We start from the raw sequence: 26,897 nt of genomic DNA on the forward strand, positions 1-26,897 counted from the left end.
CACGATACCCCCCAGGGGTATCAAGTCAAGCTGGAGGAACACTTGCGGTGCATACCTTGGGGGGGTATATCTGGAGTCAGGCCGGAGATACCCCCACCGGGTATCCACCGCGCCGGTATTCCGCACCACCGAGGTCCGATCAAGGAGAAACACATGTCTTCCTGCTGCACCCCCGAAGGCAGCTGCGGCACCAACGCCGGCGAGACCACGACCGCCGTGGCCGTCGTCGACACCACCGCCACCGTCTACCGCGTGTCCGGCATGTCCTGCGGGCACTGCCGGACCGCGATCACGGCCTCCGTCGGCGCGCTCGACGGCGTCGTCTCCGTCGACGTCGACGTCGACGGCGGCGTGGTCACCGTCACCACCGCCGGCGAGCCCGACGACGCCGCGATCACCGCGGCCGTGGACGACGCGGGCTACGAGCTGACCGGCCGGGCCTGACACCCGCCCCGCCCCCGACCCACCCGGCCGCCGGGGCCCCGTCCGTCCACCGGGCCCCGGCACCCACCTCCGCGCTCGAACGAGGAGCAGCACTCATGACCACCATCACCTCCGGCGCCGCCCAGGTCGAGCTCGCCATCGGCGGCATGACCTGCGCCTCGTGCGCGGCACGCATCGAGAAGAAGCTCAACCGCATGGACGGCGTCGAGGCCACCGTCAACTACGCCACCGAGAAGGCCAAGGTCACCTTCGACACCGAGGTCTCGGTCGCGGACCTGATCGCCACCGTCGAGGCCACCGGGTACACCGCGCGCGAACCAGCGCCGCCGCGCACGGGCGGCGCGCCCGCCGGCGACGCCGGGGCGGAGCAGCCGGAGGCCGACGAACTCGGTCCGCTGCGCCAGCGGCTGGTGGCCGCCGTCTCCCTCGCGGTTCCCGTCATCGCGATGGCGATGGTCCCGGCCCTCCAGATCGACTACTGGCAGTGGCTCTCGCTGACCCTGACCGCGCCCGTCGTCACGTACGCGGCCTGGCCCTTCCACCGCGCCGCCTGGACCAACGCCAAGCACGGCGCGGCCACCATGGACACCCTGATCTCGGTGGGCACGATCGCCGCGTTCCTGTGGTCGCTGTGGGCCCTGTTCTTCGGCACCGCCGGCACCCCCGGCATGACCCACGCCTTCGAGCTCACCATCGCCCGGACGGACGGCGCGGGGAACATCTACCTGGAGGCCGCGGCGGGCGTCGTCGCCTTCATCCTGGCGGGCCGCTACTTCGAGGCCAAGTCCAAGCGCAAGGCCGGCGCCGCGCTCAAGGCGCTGCTCGAACTGGGCGCCAAGGAGGTCACGGTGCTGCGCGGCGGCGCGGAGGTCACCGTGCCGACCGCCGACCTCCAGGTCGGCGACCGCTTCCTGGTCCGGCCCGGCGAGAAGATCGCCACCGACGGCACCGTCGTCGAGGGCTCCTCCGCCGTCGACGCCTCCATGCTCACCGGCGAGTCCGTCCCCGTCGAGGTCTCCGCCGGCGACTCCGTCACCGGCGCCACCCTCAACGCCGGCGGCCGCCTCGTCATCGAGGCCACCCGCGTCGGCGCCGACACCCAGCTCGCCCGGATGGCCAAGCTGGTCGAGGACGCCCAGAACGGCAAGGCCGCCGCCCAGCGGCTCGCCGACAAGATCTCCGCGGTGTTCGTCCCGGTCGTCATCGGACTGGCCCTGGCCACCCTCGGGTTCTGGCTCGGCACCGGCTCCGGCCTCGCGGCCGCCTTCACCGCCGCGGTCGCCGTCCTGATCATCGCCTGCCCCTGCGCCCTGGGCCTGGCCACCCCCACCGCCCTCATGGTCGGCACCGGCCGCGGCGCCCAGCTCGGCATCCTGATCAAGGGACCCGAGGTGCTGGAGAGCACCCGCAAGGTCGACACCATCGTCCTGGACAAGACCGGCACCGTCACCACCGGCCAGATGACCCTGCTCCGCGTCCACACCGCCGACAGCACCGACGAGGCCGAGGTGCTGCGCCTCGCCGGAGCCCTGGAGCACGCCTCCGAGCACCCCATCGCCCAGGCGGTCGCCGCCGGCGCCACCGCGAAGGTCGGCACCCTGCCCGCCCCCGAGGACTTCGCCAACATCCCGGGGCTCGGCGTCCAGGGCATCGTCGACGGGCACGCCGTGCTCGTCGGCCGCGGCAAGCTGCTCGCCGAGTGGGCGATGGAGCTGCCCCCGCACCTGGAGCGCGCCAAGGCCGAGGCGGAGGCCGCCGGCCGCACCGCGATCGCGGTGGCCTGGGACGGCGAGGCCCGCGCGGTCCTGGAGGTCGCCGACGCGGTCAAGGACACCAGCGCGGAGGCCATCCGCCGGCTGCGCGCCCTCGGCCTCACCCCGATCCTGCTGACCGGCGACAACAAGGCCGTCGCCGAGACGGTGGCCCGCGAGGTCGGCATCGACGAGGTCATCGCGGAGGTCATGCCGCAGGACAAGGTCGACGTCGTCAAGCGGCTGCAGTCCGAGGGCCGCAGCGTCGCGATGGTCGGCGACGGCGTCAACGACGCGGCCGCCCTCGCCCAGGCCGACCTGGGCCTGGCCATGGGCACCGGCACCGACGCGGCCATCGAGGCCGGCGACCTGACCCTGGTGCGCGGCGACCTGCGCGCCGCGGCGGACGCCATCCGGCTCGCCCGCAAGACCCTCGGCACCATCCGCTCGAACCTCTTCTGGGCCTTCGCCTACAACGTGGCCGCCCTGCCGCTCGCCGCGGCCGGACTGCTCAACCCGATGATCGCCGGTGCGGCCATGGCCTTCTCCTCGGTCTTCGTCGTCGGCAACAGCCTGCGCCTGCGCGGCTTCCGGGCCGCCGCCGACTGAGCGCGCCCCCGGCACCCGCCGCCCCTCCACCGCGCGGTCCGGTGGAGGGGCGGCGGGCGTTCCGGCGCCCTCGTACCGGGCCGGGGTATGCCCCCGCCGGCACGGCGGGCCGTACGATGAGCCGCTCGCGAGGGGGAGGTCCGAGAGGGATGCGCGTACGCCGGCTGGGAGAGCTGGAGGCCGAGATCATGGACCGGGTGTGGCAGTGGGAACGCCCCGCCTCGGTCCGCGAGATCGTGGACGACATAAACCGGGTCCGCAAGGTCGCCTACACGACCGTGATGACCGTGGCCGACATCCTGTACCGCAAGGGCTGGCTGAGCCGCGAGAAATCGGGCCGGGCCTGGATGTACCAGGCGGTGCGCAGCCGCGAGGAGTACACCGCGGCGCTGATGCAGGACGCGCTCGGCGACAGCCAGGACCGCAGGGCCACGCTGCTGCGGTTCGTGGAACGCATGTCCCACGAGGACGTGGAGGCCCTGGACGAGGCGCTGCGCGCCGCCCGCCCGGGCCGTCCCTCCGAGGGCGGGAGCGGCCGGTGAACCACCACGTCCTGCCTCCCCTCGGAGTCGCCCTGATCACCGGGCTCGTGCTCCCGTGGCTGCTGGTCCGTGCCCGCTGGGCCCAGCAGGTGCCCCGGATGGGCCTGGCCTCCTGGATCGTGTGCGGCGCCGTCTTCGCGCTGTCGACGGCGCTGCTGCCCGCGCAGCTGCTGCTGCCGGCGGAGACCAGCCACCGGCTCATCGACGCGGTCATGACCCTGACCCCGCCCTCGCCCGCCCGACTGGCCGCGGCCACCGCGCGCGAGGCCGTCGCGGCCGCGTCGGCGCTGGCGGTCCTGATGGTGCCCGGCGTCGGTTTCGTACGCGAACTCGTGCGGGCGCGCCGGGCCCGCACCCGGCACGCCGAACTGCTGCGCCTCGTCGGCCGGTACGACGCCCGGCTGGGCGCGACGGTACTGGAGGACGCGCGTCCGGCGGTGTACTGCCTGCCGGGGCGCTCACGCCGGGTCGTGGTGTCCTCGGGTGCGCTGGAGGTCCTGACGGAACAGGAGCTGGCCGCGGCGCTCGCGCACGAGCGGGCCCACATCGGCGGCCGGCACCACCTGCTGGTCGCGGCGGCGGGCGCGTACTCGGCGGTGTTCCGCCGGCTGCCGCTGGCCCGGATCGGCGGGCGGACGGTGCCGCTGCTGCTGGAGATGGCCGCCGACGACCGGGCGCTGCGCGGGTGTTCCAGCGACGCGCTGGCCACGGCGCTGTACGCGCTGGCCGCGGGCCGCGCGCCGCGCAGGGCCTTCGCGGCGGGCGGTCCGTCGGCGGCGGTGCGGATGCGGCGCATCCTGGGTCCGCGCCGCGCGGGGCGTCCGGTGCTTCGGGGGGTGTTAGCGGTGGCGGGGGCGGTGTCGGCCGTCGTTCCGCTGGTCGTCGCGTGTTGTTGGACCTCCTGACGGCGGATCGCGTTCTTCCCCTTCTCTCGCCTCCGTCCTGCGTCAACCCGGTTATTTACTAAGCCAATTCGTAGATTTACCGGCGCCCCCGGCCACTCGAATTGCCCGCTATTCTGAGCGCGTGCGGGCTCAGGACCGGTACGGCGAGAGGTGCGGAAAGAATGCTGCTGGCTGACGTGCGGACGGCAGCGCCCGGGGACGCGACGGCGATTTCCCGGCTCCTCGCCGAGGCGATTCGCGACGGCTACGGCGAGGCCCTCGGGGAAATCCGGGCGGGCCGGCTGGTGTCCGATCATTGCGCCCTGCCCCGCATAAGAGCGGAAATAGAAATTCCCGGCGGGGCGCCCGCCTGGCTCGGCTGGCTGGTCGCGGAGGACTCCGAAGGCACCGTCGTCGGGGCCGTTTCGGGCGGGGTGCCGGTGCCCGCCGAGGGTGAGATCTACGCCCTGTGCGTGACCCCGGCCCGGCAGCGGGAGGGCATCGGCAGGGCGCTGCTGGAGGCGGCCACCGACCGGATGCGGAAGCACGGGGCGGCGTACCAGGCGGTCACGCTGCCCGTCGAGAAGGCCCCGGCGCTCCCCTTCTTCACCCACCACGGCTTCGACTGCCTCACCCCGGTCAGGCTCGGCCGCGCCCTCTGACGGCGCCCCACCCTCCGGGCGGCGTGGCAGATCCACGCCATCGCGTGTTCACGCAGCCCGTCGCTCTGGCCCCGGCCCTCCTCCGCAGGACAGGATTTCACCAGCGGCGCGGTCCCGGCGGCACGGGATCCACGCCCCGGACGGCTGGACCGAGCGACCCCCTGGAGGAGCGATGCACACCCCGAGCGGCACTTCCCTGCCCGTCCTGCCGGTCGTGCCCGCCCCGTTCACACCCGCCCCGGCGTCCGCGCGCGCGGCCGCGGTCGTCCCGTGGGCGCCCGGCGGGGCGGCCGTCCCGTCGCCCGCCGGTTTCCTGCCCGGCCTGGAGTCGGCCGCCCCCGCCGAGGAGGACGCGGTCTGGCTGCACGACGCGCTGCTGGGCCCGCACAGCGCGGACATCGTCCGCTACCTGAGCCTGGCCAGGCGGTGCGGCGGCCCGGTCCTGGACCTGGGCTGCGGTGCGGGACGGCTCGCGGTGCCGTTCGCCCGCCACGGCTTCCGCGTCGAGGCCGTCGACCGCGACGCCGCCTCCCTGGAGCGGCTGGAGGCCTGGGGCCGGCGGATCGGGCCTCAGGTGTCGCGGCGCCTGGTGACCACCCGGGCCGATCTGGCGGGGCTGCGGCTGCGGGGCACGTACCGGCTGGCGCTGCTGGCCGGGTCGATGGTCTCGGCGGTCGCGCCGCAGGACCGTCCCGGGCTGCTGCGCGAGATCGCCGCACACCTGGAGCCGGGCGGGGTGCTCGCCCTCGACTACACGGCGCACCTGCTGCGCGGGCTGTCGGAGGAACCCCGGCGCACTTGGGCGTTCCAGGTACCGCGCTTCGACGGGGTCGAGGAGTGGACGGTGGCCAGCCAGGTGTTCGACCTGGACGGGATGGGCGAGCACATCACCTACCACTCCCTGCGGACGGGCAAGCTGAGCACCGACCGGGTGACGCGGACCACCCGCAAGTGGATCGTCGACCCGGAGCGCCTCACCGCCGAACTGCACGCGGCGGGCCTGCGCGTGGAGCGCCGGCGCGGGCACCGCGTCGACGAGCGGACGGAGAGCGTCCTGCTGGTCTGCCGGGCCGCGGACTGACGGGCCGTCCCGGAACCCTCCGGCGCGGAGGGTTCCGGCGCCCCCTCCCGGCCGTCCCGTTCCACGAGGCCGGGCAAGAGGTACGATGCCCACAAAGGTTTGAGTGGACCAGATCGCGGATGGTGGCGGAATGATGGCTGTCGTGGAGGGGTCGACCGGCCGCGAGGCGGTGATCCAGCGCCTCCGCGACGTGGGGCTGCGCGTCACCGGGCCGCGTCTGGAGGTGCTGCAGGTCCTGGCGGCGGGCGGCCACATGGACGTCGAGTCCATCACGGCCGCCGCCCGCGAGCGGCTCGGGACCCTGACCAGCCAGGCCGTCTACGAGATGCTGCGGCACTTCCTGGAGACCGGGCTGGCGTCGAAGTTCGACCGCCCCGGCCTGCCCGCCGTCTTCGAGATCTCCGGCCCGCCCCACCAGCACGCTCTGTGCGTGCGCTGCGGCCGGGTGGAGAACGTACGGGCCGAGGTGCCCGAGCCGGCCGGCGAGACGATCCGCGCGTGGCGGATGGGCGAGGGGGCCGAGGTCATCTTCAAGGGGCTGTGCCCCGACTGCCTGCTCGCCGCGCAGGACTGACGGCCGGCGGGCACGGGCCGCGCCCGCCCCGCACCCCCTCATCCGTCCCCGCATCCCCTTTCCCGCAAGGGAGTTGGCGCGCACAGGGGTGCACCGGCACTCCGGCGGGGTCGCGTCCGGGCCGGCCGGAAGCGCAGGCGCGCACCTCAGAGGCGGTCTGTGACCCCCGTCACATCCCCTTCGAGGGGGCGGGAGCCCTCCGGCAGGCATGTGCCAAAGTGTGACTGTCGATTCGTAAGATGAGGGGGTCGCTTCGCGATGGCAACGGGCGACGGCAAGGACGGCATCCAGTCCGCCGACAGGGTGCTGGCCTTCTATCAGGAGCTGCGCCTGCGCGGGGTGTCCGATCTGAACGAGGTCTTCCGCGAACTCGGGCTCGCGCCCGAGGAGTACGAGAAGTGGCGCGCGGAGCTGACCGCCCTCGGCCTCATCGTGCCGACGGGGACCACCCACGCCACCCGCGCCGACCTCCAGTCCGGCGCCTGGGAACCGGGCCCGGACGCGGTGACCGTCGTCGACCCCGAGATCGCCCTGCTGCGGATGCTCCAGCGCGAACGCGAGCGGCTGCGCGAGCACCTGGACGAGTCGGACCGGGCGTACAGCGCCCTGGAAACCCTGGTCGGAAGGTTTCTGCGGCCCGGTTCACTGAACGGTTCCGACGTCGAGGTCGAGATCCTGGACGACTACGCCCGGATCCAGCAGGTACTGGAGGACATCACCGACGTCATCCGGCACGACCTGACGTCCATGCACGTGACGGCACTGGTCCGGGAGGTCGCGGACCGGGTGCTCAGCCGCGACCGCCGCCAGATCGACAACGGGGTGCGCATCCGCGCCATCTACCACCAGCGCATCACCACCTCGCCGGAGGCGGTGGAGATGCTCCGCCGCCGGGTCGAGGCCGGGGTGGAGATCCGCCTGTCGCCCGCCGTCCCGATGAATATGATCATCGCGGACCAGCAGTTCGCCGTGCTGCCCGTGCACCCCGACGACCGGGCGGCCGGCGCCATCCTGGCCCGCGGCCCCGCCCTGGTCCGCTCCTACCTCGCGCTGTACGAGCACTGCTGGCACGCGGCGACCCCGTACGGCGACGACGTCGCGCCGGAACTCGGCGGAGACGGGCTGTCCGAACAGCAGCGGGCCGCCCTGAAGATGCTCGCCTCGGGAATGAAGGACGAGAAGGTCGCCCGGAATCTCGGGGTGTCCCTGCGGACGGTGAGCCGAATGCTGTCCGAATTGATGCAGGAAATGGGGGCGTCGAGCCGTTTCGAGGCCGGCGTACGCGCCCAGCGGCTCGGCTGGCTGGACTGATTTCACCCACCACGGACCAGCCTCCGGCGATCCTCGACGGAATGTCCGATCCTTGTGCGGAGACCCCCGGAAATACCACCGAAATACTCCCGCGCCGCGAAATACGGCAGAGCGGGGAAGCGAAAAGCCCCGCGACCGCCCGAGGGCGGTCGCGGGGCTTCACCCGCGTGAGCGGGGCGGGCCGTTCAGTCCCAGCCGTTGTCGTCAGCGCGGGACGACGAGCGGCCGGCGAGGGCCGCGATACAGGACGGGCGGGCGGGAGCGGCGTGACGGGCGTTCCCGTGGATTCCGGTGGCGTACGCAGCGGACATGATTTCCTCCAGGGAGTTGGAATATCGATTCCGTCTCCGCGGATCCGTGCCGCCGGTATTCCGTCGAAGACATCTCCATTCTCATATGGATGCCACGGCCGGGCCACTTCCCTGTAGCGCGTTTAGGGCGGATCTGGAGTTCATACAGACGTTACACCTGCACATCTTTGGTCAACTCAAAAGAGCTGTTAGGGTGGCCTTCCGGCCTTCTCGACCCTCCAGGGGAGAGGTGTCGGCGAGGCAGGAGCGTGCCGCCGCTCCTGCCTCACTCACGTCCGGGCCCCACCGCTCCTCGCGCAGCACGTCCCGGTAGACCTCCAGGGTCCGTTCGGCCGCGGCCCGCCAGCTCATGTTCCGGGCGTGGCGCACCGCCGCCCGCCCCATCGCCGCGGCCTCCCCCGGGTGCTCCGCGAACCAGCGCAGGCAACGGGCGTACTCCACCGGGTCGTTGTCCCGTACGAGCAGTCCCGTCTCCCGGTCCCGGACGGCGGTCGGCAGCCCGCCGACGGCCGAGGCGAGGACCGGGGTCCCGCAGGCCTGGGCCTCCAGCGCGACCAGCCCGAAGGACTCGCTGCGCGAGGGCACCAGCAGGACGTCCGCCGCCCGGTACCACTGGGCCAGCTCGGCCTGCGGCACCGGCGGGTGGTGGCGCAGTACGTCCGCCACCCCCAGTTCCCGCGCCAGTTCCCAGGCGTCGCCGCGCGGCCCGGCCCCCGAATCCCCGCCGACGACCGGGACGACGGTCCGCCGGCGCAGCTCCGGGTCCTCCCGCAGCAGTTCGGCGATGGCGCGCACCATCACGTCGGGGCCCTTGAGGGGCTGGATGCGGCCCGCGTACAGGGGGATGAAGGCGTCGGCCGGCAGTCCCAGCCGGGCCCGCGCCGCGGCCCGTCCCCGTCCGGGTCCGAAGGTGCGCAGGTCGACACCGGGCCGGACGATCTCCGTACGCCGGCCCTCGGCGCCGTACAGCTCGCGCAGCGCCCGTGCCTCGTCGGCCGTGTTGGCGATGAGGCGGTCGGCGGAGGCGGTGACCTGGTGCTCGCCGCGGATCCGCAGCTCCGGTTCGGGGGTGTCGCCTTCGGCGAGGGCCCCGTTCTTCACCCGGGCCAGGGTGTGCGCGGTGTGCACCAGCGGGATGCGCCAGCCGGCGGCGGCGATGCGGCCGGCCTGCCCGGACAGCCAGTAGTGCGAGTGGACCAGGTCGTAGCGCCGCTCCTCCTTGAGCAGGGCCAGCGAGAACGGCACGACCAGGGCGGGCATGTCCTCCTTGGCGAGGGCGGCGCGCGGGCCGGCCTCCAGGTGGCGGACCCGCACGCCGGGGCCGAGGGCGTCCGGACAGGGGCGTACCTCGCCCCGGCAGCGGGTGAAGAGGTCGACCTCGACGCCCTGGTCGGCGAGGGCGCGGGAGAGCTGGACCATGTAGACGTTCATGCCGCCCGCGTCCCCGGTGCCGGGCTGGTGCAGCGGCGAGGTGTGGACACTGAGCATGGCGACGCGCAGGGACACGTGGAGCTCCTACGGGCAGGGGCCGCGTCCGCCCGGCACCGCCGGGTGACCGGCGCGCGGTCACGCGGCGAAGAAGGGATTCTGTCGGTTCTGTCGTCGTGCTGGAGTGCTGGAGTGCGGAAGTGCTGCCGTGCTGAATGGGTGCCGTGCTGAATCGGTGCCGGACCGTCGTGCTGCCGGACCGTCGTACTGCCGTGCCGGGTGGTACGGGTCGTGCCGGGTGTGCGGTCGCCGTCGCCGGGGCGCCCGAGCCGTGTCCTTCGGACCGGGCCGGGCCCGCCCGGTCCGAAGGACACGGCCTAGAAGCCGAACACCGGGCCCGAGGGCGGCGCCAGCCGGGTCCCCGGGGCGGGCGGGACGAGTGCCGCGGCCGAGACGGGTCCCCCGGGTTCCGCCTTGAGGGCGGCGGCCAGCCGGTCCGCGCCCTCCGGCATCACCGGCCGCGCCCAGGCGCCGAGCGCGCGGGCGACGGCCAACTGGGCCGCCAGCACCGGGAGGTGGCGTCCGCCGGAGGTGGGGCGGTGCGCCTCGTGCGCGTTGACGTGGCCGAAGTCGGCCGCCGAGCGGACCATCTCGTCGAGCAGGGCGACCGCCCTGCGCGGGTCGAAGGCCTCCGGCGAGTAGGCCTCGCGCAGGTCCTCCACCCCGCGCAGCAGCCGTCGTTCCAGTACCTCCCAGCCGGTGCCGCCGGGCAGGGCCGCGGGGGCCAGTCCGGCGCACTCCTCGCGTACGGCGGCGAACAGCCGGGCGAGCCAGTTGTTCCAGCTCTCGTCCAGCTCACGGCGGGCGGCGGCGAGCCGGTCGGCGTGGAAGGCCGTGCGGCGGCCGAGGGGGCGGGCCTGCAGGACGTGCCGGCGCAGGGTGTCCGATCCGTACTCGGTGATCAGGTCGAGCGCCCAGGCCTTCTGGCCGGAGCCCCAAACGAGCGCCTCGTCCTCGATGACGTACGCCTCGTTGACGCAGAAGCTCTGCGGCAGCTTGACGCCCTGGGCGAAGAGCAGCACGGGGAGCAGCACCGCGTGGCAGAAGGCGTGGCCGAAGCCGCAGAAGTGGACGGCCCGTTCGGGCAGCGGGTGGTCGCCGTGGCCGAAGAGGTGCATGGCGGCCGCCTCGAAGCAGCCGTCGATGCGGTGCTCGGGAAAGCCCTCGACGGGGACGGGCAGTCCCCAGTCGGCGGGGTGGGACACGGCGATGTCCGGCAGCCCGTCCTCGACGAGGGACTCGCAGAGCGCGGCGAGCCGCGGCGGGAGGCCCGTGCCGGCCCAGTACTCGGCGAGGGCCTCCCGATGGGGCTCCAGCGGGATGTACAGGCGTCGGCAGCGCCGCGGCAAGGCCGGGGAGGCGCACTGGGCGCAGCGCGGCTCCAGCAGGTCGCCGCCGTCGTTGGGGCGGGCGCACTCGTGGCACATGCCGCCGTCGCTGAGGGCCGCGCAGTGCGGGCAGGTGCCGGTGACGTGCGCCCCGTGGAGCCAGCGTCCGCAGGGTTCGCAGTACGGGGTCAGGCGGGTCCGGGCGGCGATGACGCCGTCCGCGTACAGCCGCCGGAAGAGGTCCTTGAGCCAGCTCCCGTAGCCCTTGTCCTGGCGGGGGCGCACGATGTGGTCGAACTCGACGCCCGAGCGCAGCCAGTCCGACGTGATCGCGGCGCGGTACCCCTCGGCGACCTCCTCCGGTTTGCGTCCGGCGCGCAGGGCGCGGACGTGGACGGAGCTGGCGTGGTCGGCGGTGCCGGTGGTGAACCGGACGGGCTCGCCCTCGGCCCGCAGGTAGCGGGCCAGTACGTCGGCGGCGACGTACGGTCCTGCGAGATGGCCGACGTGCAGTTCGCCGTGGGTGGCCGGCGGGGTCGCGGTGATCCAGACGGGGGTGCTCATGGGACCTCCTTGACGCTGTGGTGCGAAGGAACGCAGCGAGGCTCGGAACGGAAGTAGCGGGGTGCCCAGCCAAGACTGACAGAGAAACGAACCGCCCGGTCTGGTATCGGCTTGCGCGTTCGCGCCGTTGCGTGGACACGCCAGCGGAGGCCCTCACCGCGCCCTCAGCCCGCCCCCACCGCGCCTCCCACGCGCCTGCGCCGGCACTGCCGGAACCGCCCGGAGCTCCGTCAGGCGGCCCAGTCCACCGGCACGCGCAGCCCCCGCACCACCTCGGTCCACAGCTCGTGCGTGGCCAGCGCCCACAGCGCGAGCGCGTCGCGGTCCGACGGCCGCTCCAGCTGACGGGCCAGCAGGGTCCGCACCCGGTCGGGCCGGACCTGGCCGGCCCGCGCCAGCCGCTCCGGCGACAGCAGCTCCCGTACGGGTTCCAGCAGCGGGCCGCCGGGCGCGAGCATCGCGGTGACGGGCAGCGCGAACGGCTGCGGGGGCCGCCCGGTCACGGCCTTGGGCAGCAGCTCCCGCCCCGCCTCGGCCAGCGCCCGCCGGTCCTGGAGCAGCCGGGGCGACAGGGACCGGGCGTGGGCGGTGACGGAGGGCCGGCAGAACGGCATCCTCGCCTCCACGGCCGAGGCCATGCCCAGGTGGTCGGTCCGGCGCAGGTGGCGGGCCGGCAGCCGCCAGCGGCTCTCGAACGCGGTGACCGCGGCGAGCCGGTCGCCGCCCGCGGAGCGCAGCTCCCGCTCGACGCGGTCGGCGGCCGAGCCCTCCTCGGCGATGAAGGCCCGGTAGGCGGGGGTATACAGGTACTCGCGCAGCAGCCGGGGCGCGGCGGAGAGCCCGTCGGTGTAGGCGGCGGCCCAGTCGGCGACGAAGGGCCCGGTGCCCGCCGCCCGCGCCCGCGCGGAGGCACCGAAGAGCTCGTCGGCGCCGTCCCCGGTCAGGGCCACGGTGTAGCCGGCCTCCCGCACGGCCCGGAAGAGGGCGTAGGTGCTGAGCGCGGCCGGGTCGGCGTCGGGCTGCCCCAGGTGCCGGGTGGTGAGGGTCAGCAGCGACCCCAGCTCGGCGGGGTCCAGGGCCACTTCGTGGTGGACGGTACGGGCGTGCCGGGCGACCGCGCGGGCGTACGGGGCCTCGCAGCCGGGCCGGCGGCCCCGGTGGGCGAGGTGGAAGGTGTGCGGGGCGGGGGCGCCCGCCTCCCGGGCGTACTCGGCGGCCAGCGCCGTGACCAGGCCCGAGGCGAGGCCGCCGCTGGTGAGCACGCACACGGGTACGTCGGCCCGCGCGAGGCGGCCCACCTCCCGCCGCAGCACGTCGGCCGTGGCCCGGCGGGGCCGGTCGGGGGCGTCCTGCGGCGGGGGCATGCGGCGCAGCGCCGCCGGCCGTCCAGGGTGTACGACGGCGGTGGCGCCCGGGGGGAGGAGGCTGATGCCCTCCAGGGCGGTCCGGGCGGAGATCGGCGTGCGCAGCGCCAGGACGGTGTCGAGGCTGTCGGCGCGCGGGGCGGTCCGCACCCCGTCGAAGGCCAGCAGCGCCGGGATCTCGGAGGCGAACCGGAACGTCCCGTCCGCGCCCTGGTGGTAGTGCAGGGGTTTGGTGCCCATGGGGTCGGCGGCGAGGACCAGCCGGGGGCTCGCGCGGACGTCGAGGACGGCGACGGCGAACATCCCGTCGAGCCGCCGCGCGAATCCCGTCCCGTGCTCGGCGTACAGCGCGGGCAGGAGGGTGCCGTCGCACTGGTCGGGGAACCGGTGGCCGCGGGCGGCGAGTTCGCGCCGCAGCTCGGCGTGGTTGTAGATCTCGCCGGCCAGGACGGCGACGACCCCCGGGAGGTGCGCCAGCCGGTACGGCTGCCGGCCGCCGCCGGGGTCGGTCACGGCGAGCCGGTCACAGCCCAGCGCCCAGCCGGGGCCGCGCAGCACCTCGTGCCCGTCGGGGCCGCCGTGCCGCTGCCGGGCGGAGACCGCCGCGAGTTCGGCCGGGTCGGGGGCGGCCCTCCCGGCCGAGAGAGAGCCGAAAATCCTGCCCATTGCCGGTGGCCTCCGCTTCCCACGCGCGCGTGGTTCCCTCAACGATGTGGAGCAGTGAAGTCTTCGAGTGGCGTAGAGGCGACATGTCGCGAGTACGCCAAAGGAGCCGCCTTGCGGCCCACGCCCGCGCCGAACAGGCTGATCACATGGAACACTTCGCGACCGATCGCAGAGACCGCAGCGCCCCCGAATCCCTGCTGGTCGTGGCCGCGCACCCGGACGACATCGAGTTCTGCGTCAGCGGGACGGTCATGCGGTGGATCGCGCAGGGCACCACCCGGGTGACGTACTGCATCGTCACCGACGGCGGTGCGGGCGGCTACGACGAGCAGCTCCCGCGTCAGGCCATGGGAGACCTGCGGCGCGCCGAACAGGTCCACTCGGCCAAGCGCAGCGGCGTCGACGACGTCCGCTTCCTCGGCTATCCCGACAGCTACGTCGAAGCGAGCGTGGAGCTGCGCCGTGACCTGTGCCGGGTGATCCGGGAGGTCCGCCCGCAGCGGGCCGTGATCCCGAGCCCGGAGATCAACTGGGGCCGGATAGCCGACCTGCATCCCGACCACCGCGCCGTGGGCGACGCCGCCCTGCGGGCCATCTACCCCGAGGCGCGCAATCCGTTCGCGCACCCCTCGCTGCTGAAGGAGGAGGGCCTGGAGCCGTGGATCGTGCCCGAGCTGTGGCTGATGACGGGGCCGACGCCCAACCAGTACATCGACGTCACCTCCGTCTTCGACCGCAAGGTGGAGGCCCTGCGCATCCACACCTCGCAGACCGCGCACTTCGACGACCTGGCCGGGCTGCTGCGGGAGTGGCTGGGCGAGCACGCCCGGGCGGCGGGGCTGCCGCCGGGGCGCATGGCGGAGGCCTTCCAGGTCGTCAGGATCGACTGATCTCGGGGGTGTTCCGCCCGGGCCGGGTCGCGTTCGCCGTGTGGGGCGGACGGGACCCGGCCCGTTTGCTGTCCGGGGTCACCGGTAGACCAGCAGTTCCGCCTCGGTCGCGCCGGCCAGTTCGTACCGGGTCGCGACCAGGGGGCGGCCGGAGTAGAGCCGGATCAGCGTCGGCGCGTCGCCGCGGAAGCGGGCGGCGGGACGGCCGGGCACCTCGTTGCCGAGGACCAGCGGGCCCTGGGGGGCTCCGATGTCGGCGACCAGCCGGGGCGTCTCCCGCTTGCGGCTGACCATGCCCAGCAGGGGCAGGGCCAGCGGCAGGCTGTCGCCGGCGTACTCCCCGGGCTCACCGATCGCCGCGCGGACGTCGCCCGCGTGGATCCACTCCCCCAGCGCCACCGCGTCCAGGGTGCCGTCGCCGGCGGCGATGACGGAGCCGGCCTCGGTGAGGCCTCGCTCCAGCTCGTCCACGATCCGCGCCACCGGCCAGTCCCCGCGTTCGGCGACGTCGGCGGCGTTGGCGGCCGGCAGGAAGACACCTTCCTCCAGCCGGCCCTCCACGATCCGGATCAGGGCGGCCGCGCAGTGGGCGAGGACGTCCCGTACGGTCCAGCCGGGGCATGCGGTGCGGAGCCCGTACGCCGTCTCGGGCGTCCGGCGCAACAGCGGGACCAGCACGTCCCGTTCGGTGCGCAGCAGCCGGTCCGGGAGCCAGGGGTCCCGGACGGACTCCGCTGCGGTGTCCACGACTGCTTCGACGGCTGTCTCCACGACCGCTCCCCTCGTGTCCACGGCCGTCAGTAGCGGTAGTGGTCGGGCTTGTACGGGCCCTCGACCTCGACGCCGATGTACGCGGCCTGCTCCGGGCGCAGGGTGGTGAGCTTGACGCCCAGCGCGTCCAGGTGGAGGCGGGCGACCTTCTCGTCCAGGTGCTTGGGCAGCACGTACACGTCGGTCGGGTACTCGGACTGCTTGGTAAAGAGCTCGATCTGGGCCAGGGTCTGGTCCGCGAAGGAGTTCGACATCACGAACGACGGGTGGCCGGTCGCGTTGCCCAGGTTGAGCAGGCGGCCCTCGGACAGCACGATCAGGACCTTGCCGTCGGGGAACGTCCAGGTGTGGACCTGCGGCTTGACCTCGTCCTTGACGATGCCCTCGACCTTGGCCAGACCGGCCATGTCGATCTCGTTGTCGAAGTGGCCGATGTTGCCCACGATCGCCTGGTGCTTCATCCTGGCCATGTCCGAGGCCATGATGATGTCCTTGTTGCCGGTCGTCGTGACGAAGATGTCCGCGATCTCCACCACGTCGTCCAGGGTGGCGACCTGGTAGCCGTCCATCGCCGCCTGCAGCGCGCAGATCGGGTCGATCTCGGTGACGATGACCCGCGCGCCCTGGCCGCGCAGCGACTCCGCGCAGCCCTTGCCGACGTCGCCGTAACCGCACACGACCGCGACCTTGCCGCCGATCAGCACGTCGGTGGCGCGGTTGATGCCGTCGATCAGCGAGTGCCGGCAGCCGTACTTGTTGTCGAACTTCGACTTCGTCACCGCGTCGTTCACGTTGATCGCCGGGAACAGCAGCTCGCCGGCCTGGTGCATCTCGTAGAGGCGGTGGACGCCCGTGGTGGTCTCCTCCGTCACGCCGCGGATCTCCGACGCCAGCTGCGTCCAGTTCAGCGTGCTGCGGCCGAGCAGTTCGAGGACGAGGGCCATCTCCTCGTTGTCGGCGGTCGACGGGTCCGGGACGGCCCCGGCCTTCTCGAACTCGACGCCCTTGTGGACGAGGAGGGTGGCGTCACCGCCGTCGTCGAGGATCATGTTCGGACCGGCGTGCCCGGGCCAGGTCAGCGCCTGTTCGGTACACCACCAGTACTCCTCCAGCGTCTCGCCCTTCCAGGCGAACACCGGGATCCCGGCGGCCGCGATCGCCGCGGCGGCGTGGTCCTGCGTGGAGTAGATGTTGCACGACACCCACCGGACCTGCGCGCCGAGCGCGACGAGCGTCTCGATCAGGACGGCCGTCTGCACCGTCATGTGAAGGGAGCCGGTGATGCGGGCGCCGGCCAGCGGCTGCGCCTCGGCGTACTCCTCGCGGATCGACATCAGACCCGGCATCTCGTGCTCGGCCAGGGTGATCTCCTTGCGGCCGAACGCGGCAAGGGAAAGGTCCGCGACCTTGAAGTCCGTGAACCCGTCAGACATGGGAAGTGCTCCTTGAACTCGTCCGGCGCCGGAGGTCATCGGCGGCCTCCGGCATTGAAGTAGCCGGCCTCGGGGTGGTGGATGACGATGGCGTCGGTGGACTGCTCGGGGTGCAGCTGGAACTCCTCGGAGAGCTGGACGCCGATTCGCTCCGGCCGGAGCAGGTCGGCGATCTTGGCCCGGTCGGCCAGCTCGGGGCAGGCCGGATAGCCGAGGGAGTAGCGGCAGCCCTGGTACTCGGTGCGGAACATGCCGTCCATGGCGGCCGGATCCGACCCGGCGATACCCAGCTCGGCGCGGACCCGGGCGTGCCAGTACTCGGCGAGGGCCTCGGCCAGCTGGACGGACAGGCCGTGCAGCTCCAGGTACTCGCGGTAGGAGTCGGACTCGAAGAGCTTGGCCGTGGCCTCGCCGATCTTCGAGCCGACGGTGACCACCTGGAAGCCGACGACGTCGACCTCGCCCGAATCGTCCGGGCGGACGAAGTCGGAGAGGCAGAGCCGGCGGCCACGGCTCTGGCGGGGGAAGGTGAAGCGGGTCCGCTCTCCCCCGTCCTCGTCGAGGACGATCAGGTCCTCGCCCTTGGAGACGCAGGGGAAGTAGCCGTAGACCACGGCCGCTTCCAGGAGCCGCTCGGTGTGCATCCGGTCCAGCCAGCCGCGCAGCCTGGGCCGGCCCTCCGTCTCGATGGAGCCCGCGTCCTTGAGGCCCCACTGCCCCTTGAAGAGCGCCTGCTCGTCGAGCCAGCCCGCGTACTCCTTGAGCTGGATGCCCTTGACGACGCGGGTGCCGAGGAACGGCGGCTCGGGCACCGGGTTGTCCACGGCCACGTCGGAGCGGCCGCCGGTCTCCTCCGGCTCGTGCACGTCGAGGACTGCTGCCCGCTGCGGTACGCGGCGCTGCTTGAGGGGTGGGAGTTCGGCGCCGGGGACGCCGCGCTTGACGGCGATGAGCGCGTCCATCAGGCGCAGGCCCTCGAACGCGTCGCGGGCGTAGCGGACTTCGCCCTCGTAGATCTCGTGGAGGTCCTGTTCGACGTAGGCGCGGGTCAGGGCGGCACCACCGAGGATGACCGGGTAGTCGGCCGCCAGCTTGCGCTGGTTGAGCTCCTCCAGGTTCTCCTTCATGATCACCGTGGACTTCACCAGCAGGCCGGACATGCCGATCACGTCGGCCTTGTGCTCCTGCGCGGCTTCCAGGATCGCGGAGACCGGCTGCTTGATGCCGATGTTGACGACGTTGTAGCCGTTGTTGGTCAGGATGATGTCGACGAGGTTCTTGCCGATGTCATGGACGTCACCGCGCACGGTGGCCAGGACGATGGTGCCCTTGCCCTCCGCGTCGGTCTTCTCCATGTGCGGCTCCAGGTAGGCCACGGCCGTCTTCATCACCTCGGCCGACTGGAGCACGAACGGCAGCTGCATCTGCCCCGACCCGAACAGCTCACCGACGACCTTCATGCCCTCCAGGAGGGTGTCGTTGACGATGTCGAGGGCCGGACGCGTGGTCAGCGCCTCGTCGAGGTCCGCCTCCAGGCCGTTCTTCTCCCCGTCGATGATCCGCCGCCGCAGCCGCTCCTCCAGCGGCAGCGCCAGCAGCTCCTCTGCACGGCCGGCCTTGAGGGACTTGGTGTTGACGCCCTCGAAGAGGGCCATCAGCTTCTGCAGGGGGTCGTACTCCCCCTCACGCCGGTCATAGATCAGATCCAGTGCCGTGCTGACCTGCTCCTCGTCGAACCGGGCGATCGGCAGGATCTTGCTCGCGTGGACGATGGCCGAATCGAGTCCGGCCTTGACACACTCGTCCAGGAACACCGAGTTCAGCAGGACCCGGGCAGCCGGGTTGAGGCCGAAGGAGATGTTCGACAGACCCAAAGTGGTCTGCACCTCCGGGTGACGCCGCTTGAGCTCGCGGATCGACTCGATCGTCGCGATCCCGTCCTTGCGGGACTCCTCCTGGCCCGTGCAGATCGTGAACGTCAGGGTGTCGATCAGGATGTCCGACTCCCGGATCCCCCAGTTGCCGGTCAGGTCCCCGATCAGCCGCTCCGCGATCGCGACCTTGTGCTCGACGGTGCGGGCCTGGCCCTCCTCGTCGATGGTCAGCGCGATCAGCGCCGCACCATGTTCTTGGGCCAGCCGGGTGACCTGCGCGAAACGCGACTCCGGGCCGTCACCGTCCTCGTAGTTGACGGAGTTGATGACCGCACGCCCGCCCAGCTTCTCCAGACCCGCCTGGATCACCGGAACCTCAGTCGAGTCCAGAACGATGGGGAGGGTGGAGGCCGTCGCGAAACGGCCGGCGAGTTCCTGCATGTCGGCGACGCCGTCACGGCCGACATAGTCCACGCACAGGTCCAGCATGTGCGCGCCCTCACGGATCTGGTCCCGCGCCATCTCCACACAGTCGTCCCAGCGGCCGTCCAGCATCGCCTCACGGAACTTCTTCGACCCGTTCGCGTTCGTCCGTTCACCGATCGCCATGTACGAGGTGTCCTGCCGGAACGGCACCGTCTGGTACAGCGACGCCGCACCCGGCTCCGGCTGCGGGGTGCGCTCGGTGATCGCCGTGCCCCGGACGCGCTCCACGACCTGCCGCAGATGCTCGGGGGTGGTGCCGCAGCAGCCGCCGACGAGGGAGAGGCCGTACTCGTGGACGAAGGTCTCCTGCGCGTCCGCCAGCTCGGCGGCGGACAGCGGGTAGTGCGCGCCCTGCTTGGTCAGGACGGGCAGGCCGGCGTTCGGCATGCACGAGAGCGGGATCCGGGCGTGCCGCGCCAGGTAGCGCAGGTGCTCGCTCATCTCCGCCGGACCCGTCGCGCAGTTCAGACCGATCATGTCGATCCCCAGCGGCTCCAGCGCCGTCAGCGCCGCCCCGATCTCCGAACCCAGCAGCATCGTGCCCGTCGCCTCCACGGTGACCTGCACGATCAGCGGGAGGTCCCCCATGCCGCACCACTCCAGCGCCTGCCGCGCGCCGATGACGGCGGCCTTGGTCTGGAGCAGGTCCTGAGTGGTCTCGACGAGCAGCGCGTCCGCGCCGCCCCGGATGAGGCCCTCGGCGCTCTCCTGGTAGGCCGCGCGCAGGGGCTCGTACCCCACGTGTCCGAGGGTGGGCAGCTTGGTGCCCGGGCCCATGGAGCCCAGTACCCAGCGGGGCCGGCCGTCCCGCGCGGTGTACGCGTCGGCCGCCTCGCGGGCGATGCGCGCGCCTGCCTCGGACAGTTCGTAGACCTTGTCCTCGATGCCGTACTCGGCGAGCGCGGAGAGGTTGCTGCCGAAGGTGTTGGTCTCGACGCAGTCCACGCCGACCGCGAAGTACTCGTCGTGGACGGAGCGGACGATGTCCGGGCGGGTGAGGTTGAGGACCTCGTTGCAGCCCTCCAGTCCCAGGAAGTCGTCCATCGTCGGGTCCGCGGCCTGGAGCATCGTGCCCATGGCGCCGTCCGCGACCACCACGCGGGTCGCGAGTTCCTCCCGCAGTGACCTGCTCATTCCAGGGCCTCCAGGTGTGTGGACAGGTGCGTCGCGGTCGCCGGGCCGTACGCGGCGCGGAGCCGGGCCAGCAGTGGCTCCCGCTCCAGGCGGTACTCCTGGGTGCCGGCGTGGTCGAGTACGGTCGCCGCGACCGCGCAGCCCAGCCGGGCCGCGTACTCCTCGGGGACGCCCCAGGCCGTTCCGGCGAGGAACCCGGCCCGGAAGGCGTCGCCGACGCCCGTAGGGTCGACGACCTCCCCGACCTGCACGGCGGGTACGGTCAGCGGCTCGCGGTCCGTGCCGCGGATCTCCACCCCGGCCTCGCCGCGCGTGGTGACCCAGGAGCCGACCTTCCGCAGGATCTGCTCCTCGGTGAGCCCGGACCGCTCGCACAGCAGGGCGGACTCGTACTCGTTGGTGAACAGCCGCTGCGCCCCGTCGACCAGTTCCCGCACCTCGTCCCGGCCGAGCCGGGCCAGCTGCTGCGAGGGGTCGGAGGCGAAGGGGATGCCCAGTTCGCGGCAGCCCCGGGTGTGGCGGAGCATGGCCTCGGGGTCGTCCGGCGAGACGAGGACGAGGTCGGGCCTGCCGACGCGGGCGACGACCTCCTTCAGGTCGATCTCGCGGGCTTCGGCCATCGCGCCCGCGTAGAAGGTCGCGATCTGGTTCTGTTCCCGGTCGGTGGTGCAGACGAAGCGGGCGGTGTGGCGGGTGTCGCTCACCCGTACGGAGTCGGTGTCGACCCCGTGGTCCTTGAGCCATACCCGGTACGGCTCGAAGTCCCCGCCCACGGCGCCCACCAGCAGCGGGCGCAGTCCCAGCATGCCCAGGCCGAACGCGATGTTCGCCGCCACTCCGCCCCGCCGCACTTCCAGGTTGTCCGCGAGGAACGAAAGGGATACCCGGTCCAGCCGGTCCGCCAGCAGCTGCTCGGCGAACCGGCCGGGGAAGGTCATCAGATGATCGGTCGCGATGGATCCGGTGACAGCGATGCGCATGTCAGACCCCGGCTGCCTTGCGCAGCGCGTGCACGCGGTCGGTGCGCTCCCAGGTGAAGTCGGGGAGCTCGCGGCCGAAGTGGCCGTAGGCGGCGGTCTGGGCGTAGATCGGGCGCAGCAGGTCGAGGTCGCGGACGATGGCGGCCGGGCGCAGGTCGAAGACGCTGGAGACGGCCTCCTGGATGCGCTCGTCGGGCAGGGTGCCGGTCCCGAAGGTCTCGACGAAGAGGCCGACGGGCTCGGCCTTGCCGATCGCGTAGGCGACCTGGACCTCGCAGCGGGCGGCCAGGCCGGCGGCGACCACGTTCTTCGCGACCCAGCGCATCGCGTACGCGGCGGAGCGGTCGACCTTGGACGGGTCCTTGCCGGAGAAGGCGCCGCCGCCGTGGCGGGCCATGCCGCCGTACGTGTCGATGATGATCTTGCGGCCGGTCAGGCCCGCGTCACCCATCGGACCGCCGATCTCGAAACGGCCCGTCGGGTTCACCAGCAGGCGGTAGCCCTCAGTGTCCAGCTTGATGCCGTCCCCGGCCAGCTGCGCGAGCACGTGCTCGACGACGAACTCCCGGATGTCCGGGGTCAGGAGCGAGTCCAGGTCGATGTCCGCGGCATGCTGGGTGGAAACCACCACCGTGTCCAGGCGGACCGCCTTGTCCCCGTCGTACTCGATGGTGACCTGCGTCTTCCCGTCGGGACGCAGGTACGGGATCGTCCCGTTCTTGCGGACCTCGGAGAGGCGGCGCGAGAGGCGGTGCGCGATGTGGATCGGCAGCGGCATCAGCTCGGGCGTCTCGTCCGTCGCGTAGCCGAACATCAGGCCCTGGTCACCGGCACCCTGCTTGTCGAGCTCGTCCTCGTCGCCCTCGACCCGGGACTCGTAGGCGGTGTCGACGCCCTGCGCGATGTCCGGGGACTGCGCGCCGATGGACACCGACACGCCGCAGGAGGCGCCGTCGAAGCCCTTCTTCGACGAGTCGTAGCCGATGTCGAGGATGGCTCCGCGCACGAGTTCGGCGATCGGCGCGTACGCCGTCGTGGTGACCTCGCCGGCGATGTGGACCTGGCCGGTGGTGATGAGCGTCTCGACGGCGACCCGGGAGGTCGGGTCCTCGCGCAGCAGCGCGTCGAGGATCGTGTCGCTGATCCGGTCGGCGATCTTGTCGGGGTGGCCCTCGGTCACGGACTCCGAGGTGAACAGGCGCTTGCTCATGCCTGGCCCACCTTGGCGGTGAAGAAGTGGGTGCGGATGGCGTCGAGGGTGCGGATCTCGTCGACCTCCAGGGTCTCCAGCTGGATGGCGCGGCCGCTGTGCTGCTCCAGCAGGAAGACGAACTCGACGAAGGACAGCGAGTCGATCAGCCGGCTCTCGATGAGGTCCAGGTCGCCGGCGATGTCGTCGAGCTCCTCGTGGCGGGCGAGGAGCCAGTTCTTCACGAGCTGCAGACCGTCGGACATGGTGTTTCTCCTTGAATCACTGTGTACGGGTGGGGTGGGGGGTGCGGGCTCCGGGGCGGGTCCCGGCTCCGGGAGCGGCTCTGGCACGGCGAGCGGATCCAGTACGGGGGCGGCGACCGCGACGGCGTAGTCCACGTCGTGGCTGATCGTCACGGTGATCCCGGCGATGCCGGACCGCGCGGCCATCTCGGCGGCCGACCGGTGGAGTTCCACGAGCGGCCAGCCGCCCTCGGAACGCCGCACGATGATGTCCCGCCAGGGCAGGAACACCGCGCGGACGCGCAGGGTCTTGAACGCCGCCTCCTTGGCGGCGATCCGCCCGCACAGGCTCAGGACGTCGAGCTTGGCGGAGGTACGGCAGTCGGCGAGTTCGCCGGGGGTGAGCATGCGCTGGAAGAAGTCCTCGCCGTAGAGGCCGAGGAGCCGGCGGACACGGGTGACGGACACGATGTCCATACCGAGGTTCGCCCAGCCCAGGCCGCCCGCCGGCGGGGCGGCGACGGGTCGGGTCAGCACCTCAGATCGCCGGCCCGGCCGCGTTCGCGCGCAGGACCGCGGCGGTCGCCGCACCCCAGCTTCCGTGGCGCCGGGTGAGCGCGGACAGCCAGCGTTCGAGCCCGAAGGCGACACAGCTGGTGAAGGCGGCACCGCCGCCGGAGGCGAGGGGGATCTCGCACCGGTCGCCGAAGAAGTTGCGGTGGGTGTTGACCGAGGCGATCGCGAGGTCCTCGTACAGGAACTCGTGCTTGACCGGGGTCAGGCGCTGGAGGACGGCCTTGGAGCTGCCCTTGTCGAAGAAGGGGTCGCAGGCGGCCTCGCGGCTCAGCGGCAGGTCGAGGGCCTCGGCGAAGGCGTTGATCCGCCGGGTGAAGGTCGCGAGGTGCTGTTCGGCGTGCTCACGGGTGCCGATGGCGACGATCTCCCGCATGCGGAAGCCGAGCTGGCGGCGCAGTCCCTCGTAGTGGGCCTCCTTGCGGAAGCACCAGCCGACCACGGTGACGAGTTCGTCGTCGGCGGCCGGGCGGCCCTGGTGGTCGATGTAGACGGCGTAGCAGGACGCGGACGGCAGGCCGAGCGCGGCCGGCTCCAGCGCGTCGCAGGGGAAGCAGCCGGTGTCGGTGGAGAACTCGCTGGTCTCCCGGACGTCCAGGTTCAGCGGCGCCGCGACGACGGCCTGGTGCGGGAAGTTGTCGTAGTAGTCGAGCCGGGCCAGGTCGGCGGCCGGCAGGAGCGGGGGCATGGTCATCGACCGGGCGCCCGCCTGGACGCCCCAGCTCTCGAACGTGTCGTCGAGCAGCCGCAGCAGGGCGGTGCCCTCGGGGCCGAGCGACGGCAGGCCCCGGGTGTCTCGGGCGCTGTCGGTGGTCATGGCGGTCATGGGGGAGTCACCTCTCGGACGGCGGTCGGGCCTCTCAGACGACGGGCAGGACGTCGTCCGTGAAGATCCCGGTCTTCAGGAAGAAACCGAGCGGCTTGCGGATGGTCTTGCGCTCGAAGGGCCGGCGGCGCTCGTCGGCGACCAGTGCGTTGCGCAGGCCCACCGGGTCGGCGATGCCGGCGTCGCGGTAGACGTGCGGGTTGTAGAGGGAGTTGAGGCTGTAGACGACGTACCGCTTCAGGTACGCCTCGACCTCGGCGACCCGGGCCGCGGGGACGGCCTCGCGCATCCGGTCGAAGAGCAGGGAGACCAGTTCGCGGCCGAAGGCGATGTGCCGGGACTCGTCCTGGTGGTGGATCCGGTTGACCTCGCGGATGGTGTGGCAGAGGTCCTCGTCCCGCGCCATCCGCGTGTTGTAGTGGTCGACGAGCTCCTCGAAGAACAGGATCCGGGCGAAGACGAGGAAGTTCTCCACCTCCGGCTCCCAGGCGGAGTCGGCGCGCAGGGCGGTCGAGCCGTAGATCTTGTCGCCGTAGCGGCGGCAGAACTCGGCGAAGAACCACATGTGCTCGTTTTCCTCACCGATGAAGTGGTGGAAGAAGTCCGAGGGCACCTCGAAGCCGGGCATGTGGATGCGGCCGACGACCTCGATGAGCAGTTCGCGGATGCCGTGCACGTTGAGGCTGTAGAAGTTGATGCTCTCCCACTTGGAGAGGCGCTGGATGGTCTCCTCGCCGAGCTCCTCGTAGAAGGGGGTGCCGTACACGGTGAGCAGCTCGGGGGTCATCCACATGCGGCCCTCGTCGAGCTTCTCGGGCCAGTCGAACTGCTGGTACGGGTTGTAGTACTCCTCGATGGAGCGGGAGCTGAGCCGCTCCAGGACTTCCAGGAACCGGTCGCTGACCGGCAGGGGGGCGCTGACGCCCATGGTGACTCCTCGGGGTGTGTGGTGGTGCCGGGGCCGCCGGTGAGGGCGGCCCCCTCGGCGGTGGGGCCGGGTACGGCGGGGCCCCTACGGCCGGACTTCGTAGACGGCGTTGACCGGGGTCTCGGTGGCGCGGCGCCAGCGGGTGAAGCCGGCCTCTTCGGAGATGGCGCGGAAGGCCTTCTCGCCGGAGTGGTTGCCGAGGGCGTGGGGGCCGCGCTGGGCGACGGCCACGGGCAGGCACATCACGGCGGAGAGGGCCATGAACATGCGGGCGGCGGGGGTCTGGGTGTCGATGTCGTCGGGCGAGACGTTCGACTCGACGAGCATCCAGGTGCCGTCCGCGTCCAGGGACTTGTGGACGTGCCGGGCGGCGGAGACCGGGTCGCCCATGTCGTGCAGGGCGTTGAAGAAGGTGACCAGGTCGTAGCCGGTGCCGGGGTAGTCGTCGGCGGACGCGACCTCGAAGACGACGCGGTCGGAGAGGCCGGCCTCCTCGGCGAGCCCGCGGGCGATGGAGATGGCCTCTTCGGAGTAGTCGAAGCCGTGGACGGTCGCCTGCGGGAAGGCCTTCGCGATCAGCAGGGTGGTGTGGCCGACGCCGCAGCCGACGTCGGCGACGGTGCCGCCGGCGGCGAGCTTGCCGGTGACCCCGGTGAGGGCGGGCAGCCATTCGGGGACGAGGCGGTGCTCGTAGGTGGGCTGGAAGAAGCTGCCCATACCGGTGTCGAGGGCCGGGTCGTGCTCGGCCCAGCCGACGCCGTCGCCGGTGCGGTACGCGTCGACGAGGAGGTCCTCGGTGCCGTAGAGGGCCTTCAGGGCGGTGAAGAACCCGGCGGCGAAGGTGACGGAGTCCGGGTCGGCCAGCACGGGGGCGTGGTCGGCGGGCAGCGTGTACGTGCCGGCGCTCGGGTGGCGCTCGACGTATCCGGCGCTCAGCTGGGCGTGCAGCCACTCCTCCGCGTATCGGGCGTTGATGCCGGTGCGCTCGGCGAGCGCGGCGGGGGTGAGGGGGCCCGCCTCGGCGAGGGCGCGGTAGAGGCCGAGCCGCTCGCCGAGGGCGACGGTCAGGCCGCGTACGGCGGCGCCGGCGTCGCTGATGACGCGCTGGTGGAAGTCGTGGACGGCGGTCATGCTGCTTTCACCTCGGCGGTCGGGAGGTCACAGGTGAAGAGGAAGGAGCGCGGGACGCGCGGCACGCTGCGGGCGGGCACCGGGTAGGGCCAGCGGCCGAAGTCGGCGCCGTCCTCGCCGGGCTGGCGGACCTCGCGTACGTCCCAGCCGCATTCGGTGAGCAGTTCCTCGGGGGTCTCCGTGCCGAAGAGCCACGGGTTCCCGTCCTCCTCGAGGCAGCTGAGGAAGGGCCGGGACAGCGGGTTCTGCAGGGCGGCCTTGCTGATGACGTCGCCGAGCAGCACGGATCCGGGGGCGGAGTGCGCGGCGAGGGTGGAGATGAGGCCGCGCACGGCCTGCTCGGGGAGGAAGAAGAGAAGGCCCTCGACGACCCACAGCACGGGCTGGTCGGAGCGCCAGCCGGCTTCCTTCAGCGGGCCCGTCCAGTCCTGGGTGAGGTCGACGGGGACGGTGACGCGGGTGCGTCCGGCGGGGGCGGGCTCACCGGCGAGCATCCCGGCCTTGGCCTCCAGGAGCGCGGGGCGGTCGAGTTCGTAGACGGTGACGCCGTCGGGCCACGGGAGCCGGTAGAAGCGGGTGTCCATGCCGGCGGCGAGGAACACCACCTGGCGGATGCCGTGCTCCTGGACGGTCCGGACGATCTGCCGGTCCAGGTAGGTGGTGCGGATGGCGAGGAACGGCACGGTGCCGGCCCCCGCGTAGCGCTCCAGCAGTTCGAAGCCGATGGTGTCGGCGACGGTGCGCGCGTACGGATCGGCGAACAGCCGGTCCTCGCGCTCGGTTTCCAGGGCCCGCGCGGCGGCGGTCCACTGGGCGGTGCGGGATACGGCCTCCACGGGAGGCTCCCTTCACTTCGGC

Annotated in this window: 23 protein-coding genes; 9 read left to right on the plus strand and 14 right to left on the minus strand. The window is 72.4% G+C overall.

What is annotated here, in order from left to right:
- Window positions 1-153 precede the first annotated feature (153 nt).
- From AC069X_RS19580 to AC069X_RS19615, 8 genes are all read left to right on the plus strand, one after another.
- Window positions 154-444, plus strand: a complete 291-nt coding sequence (locus AC069X_RS19580; protein ID WP_478729848.1) for a cation transporter — start codon at window positions 154-156, stop codon at window positions 442-444.
- A gap of 95 nt (window positions 445-539) precedes the next feature.
- Window positions 540-2,804, plus strand: a complete 2,265-nt coding sequence (locus AC069X_RS19585; RefSeq protein WP_478729849.1) for a heavy metal translocating P-type ATPase — start codon at window positions 540-542, stop codon at window positions 2,802-2,804.
- Window positions 2,805-2,953: 149 nt separating this feature from the next.
- Window positions 2,954-3,346: a BlaI/MecI/CopY family transcriptional regulator gene (locus tag AC069X_RS19590; protein ID WP_478729850.1), complete on the plus strand. Its 393-nt coding sequence runs from the start codon at window positions 2,954-2,956 to the stop codon at window positions 3,344-3,346.
- Window positions 3,343-4,251, plus strand: a complete 909-nt coding sequence (locus tag AC069X_RS19595) for a M56 family metallopeptidase (protein ID WP_478729851.1) — start codon at window positions 3,343-3,345, stop codon at window positions 4,249-4,251. Before AC069X_RS19590 ends, AC069X_RS19595 begins: the two co-directional genes overlap by 4 nt.
- Before the next feature lie 161 nt (window positions 4,252-4,412).
- Window positions 4,413-4,892 carry an N-acetyltransferase family protein gene (locus tag AC069X_RS19600; RefSeq protein ID WP_478729852.1) on the plus strand — a complete coding sequence of 160 codons (480 nt, stop codon included), beginning with the start codon at window positions 4,413-4,415 and terminating at the stop codon, window positions 4,890-4,892.
- A 172-nt stretch (window positions 4,893-5,064) separates the two neighbouring features.
- Entirely contained in the window at window positions 5,065-5,973 is a 909-nt protein-coding gene (locus AC069X_RS19605) for an SAM-dependent methyltransferase (protein ID WP_478729853.1), read from the plus strand.
- Between the two features lie 130 nt (window positions 5,974-6,103).
- Complete coding sequence (locus AC069X_RS19610; RefSeq protein WP_478729854.1) at window positions 6,104-6,547, plus strand: Fur family transcriptional regulator; 444 nt, start codon at window positions 6,104-6,106, stop codon at window positions 6,545-6,547.
- Window positions 6,548-6,805: 258 nt separating this feature from the next.
- Window positions 6,806-7,858, plus strand: a complete 1,053-nt coding sequence (locus AC069X_RS19615) for a helix-turn-helix transcriptional regulator (protein ID WP_478729855.1) — start codon at window positions 6,806-6,808, stop codon at window positions 7,856-7,858.
- Window positions 7,859-8,043: 185 nt separating this feature from the next.
- Here AC069X_RS19615 and AC069X_RS19620 read toward each other — a convergent pair whose 3' ends face one another.
- The 4 genes from AC069X_RS19620 to AC069X_RS19635 form a co-directional block, all read right to left on the minus strand.
- A complete protein-coding gene (locus AC069X_RS19620) occupies window positions 8,044-8,169 on the minus strand; it encodes a hypothetical protein (RefSeq protein WP_478729856.1) in 126 nt (41 codons plus the stop codon).
- A gap of 171 nt (window positions 8,170-8,340) precedes the next feature.
- A complete protein-coding gene (gene mshA / locus AC069X_RS19625; RefSeq protein WP_478729905.1) occupies window positions 8,341-9,657 on the minus strand; it encodes a D-inositol-3-phosphate glycosyltransferase in 1,317 nt (438 codons plus the stop codon).
- Between the two features lie 317 nt (window positions 9,658-9,974).
- The gene (locus AC069X_RS19630) at window positions 9,975-11,549 is read right to left on the minus strand and encodes a class I tRNA ligase family protein (protein WP_478729857.1); all 1,575 of its coding nucleotides are present in this window, start codon (window positions 11,547-11,549) and stop codon (window positions 9,975-9,977) included.
- A gap of 230 nt (window positions 11,550-11,779) precedes the next feature.
- A complete protein-coding gene (locus AC069X_RS19635; RefSeq protein WP_478729858.1) occupies window positions 11,780-13,579 on the minus strand; it encodes an asparagine synthetase B family protein in 1,800 nt (599 codons plus the stop codon).
- Window positions 13,580-13,725: 146 nt separating this feature from the next.
- Here AC069X_RS19635 and AC069X_RS19640 point away from each other — a divergent pair, with 146 nt between their 5' ends.
- A complete protein-coding gene (locus AC069X_RS19640) occupies window positions 13,726-14,469 on the plus strand; it encodes a PIG-L deacetylase family protein (protein ID WP_478729859.1) in 744 nt (247 codons plus the stop codon).
- Window positions 14,470-14,547: 78 nt separating this feature from the next.
- On the opposite strand, the gene AC069X_RS19645 is transcribed toward AC069X_RS19640, so the two are convergent.
- From AC069X_RS19645 to AC069X_RS19690, 10 genes are all read right to left on the minus strand, one after another.
- On the minus strand, window positions 14,548-15,240 hold the full coding sequence (locus AC069X_RS19645; protein ID WP_478729860.1) for a maleylpyruvate isomerase family mycothiol-dependent enzyme: 693 nt from the start codon (window positions 15,238-15,240) through the stop codon (window positions 14,548-14,550).
- 26 nt (window positions 15,241-15,266) lie between these two features.
- On the minus strand, window positions 15,267-16,673 hold the full coding sequence (gene ahcY, locus AC069X_RS19650; protein ID WP_478729861.1) for an adenosylhomocysteinase: 1,407 nt from the start codon (window positions 16,671-16,673) through the stop codon (window positions 15,267-15,269).
- Between the two features lie 35 nt (window positions 16,674-16,708).
- On the minus strand, window positions 16,709-20,167 hold the full coding sequence (metH, locus tag AC069X_RS19655) for a methionine synthase (protein ID WP_478729862.1): 3,459 nt from the start codon (window positions 20,165-20,167) through the stop codon (window positions 16,709-16,711).
- A complete protein-coding gene (locus AC069X_RS19660; RefSeq protein WP_478729863.1) occupies window positions 20,164-21,147 on the minus strand; it encodes a carbohydrate kinase family protein in 984 nt (327 codons plus the stop codon). Before AC069X_RS19660 ends, metH begins: the two co-directional genes overlap by 4 nt.
- Window position 21,148: 1 nt before the next feature.
- Window positions 21,149-22,357 carry a methionine adenosyltransferase gene (gene metK / locus AC069X_RS19665; protein ID WP_478729864.1) on the minus strand — a complete coding sequence of 403 codons (1,209 nt, stop codon included), beginning with the start codon at window positions 22,355-22,357 and terminating at the stop codon, window positions 21,149-21,151.
- On the minus strand, window positions 22,354-23,118 hold the full coding sequence (acpS, locus tag AC069X_RS19670; RefSeq protein WP_478729865.1) for a holo-ACP synthase: 765 nt from the start codon (window positions 23,116-23,118) through the stop codon (window positions 22,354-22,356). Before acpS ends, metK begins: the two co-directional genes overlap by 4 nt.
- 1 nt (window position 23,119) lies before the next feature.
- Entirely contained in the window at window positions 23,120-23,980 is an 861-nt protein-coding gene (locus AC069X_RS19675; protein ID WP_478729866.1) for a class-II aminoacyl-tRNA synthetase family protein, read from the minus strand.
- Between the two features lie 34 nt (window positions 23,981-24,014).
- Complete coding sequence (locus AC069X_RS19680) at window positions 24,015-24,908, minus strand: diiron oxygenase (RefSeq protein WP_478729867.1); 894 nt, start codon at window positions 24,906-24,908, stop codon at window positions 24,015-24,017.
- 84 nt (window positions 24,909-24,992) lie between these two features.
- A complete protein-coding gene (locus AC069X_RS19685) occupies window positions 24,993-26,039 on the minus strand; it encodes a class I SAM-dependent methyltransferase (protein WP_478729868.1) in 1,047 nt (348 codons plus the stop codon).
- Entirely contained in the window at window positions 26,036-26,875 is an 840-nt protein-coding gene (locus AC069X_RS19690; RefSeq protein WP_478729869.1) for a class I SAM-dependent methyltransferase, read from the minus strand. Before AC069X_RS19690 ends, AC069X_RS19685 begins: the two co-directional genes overlap by 4 nt.
- Window positions 26,876-26,897: the final 22 nt, after the last annotated feature.

It is taken from the genome of Streptomyces sp. NPDC043896 (assembly GCF_056435605.1).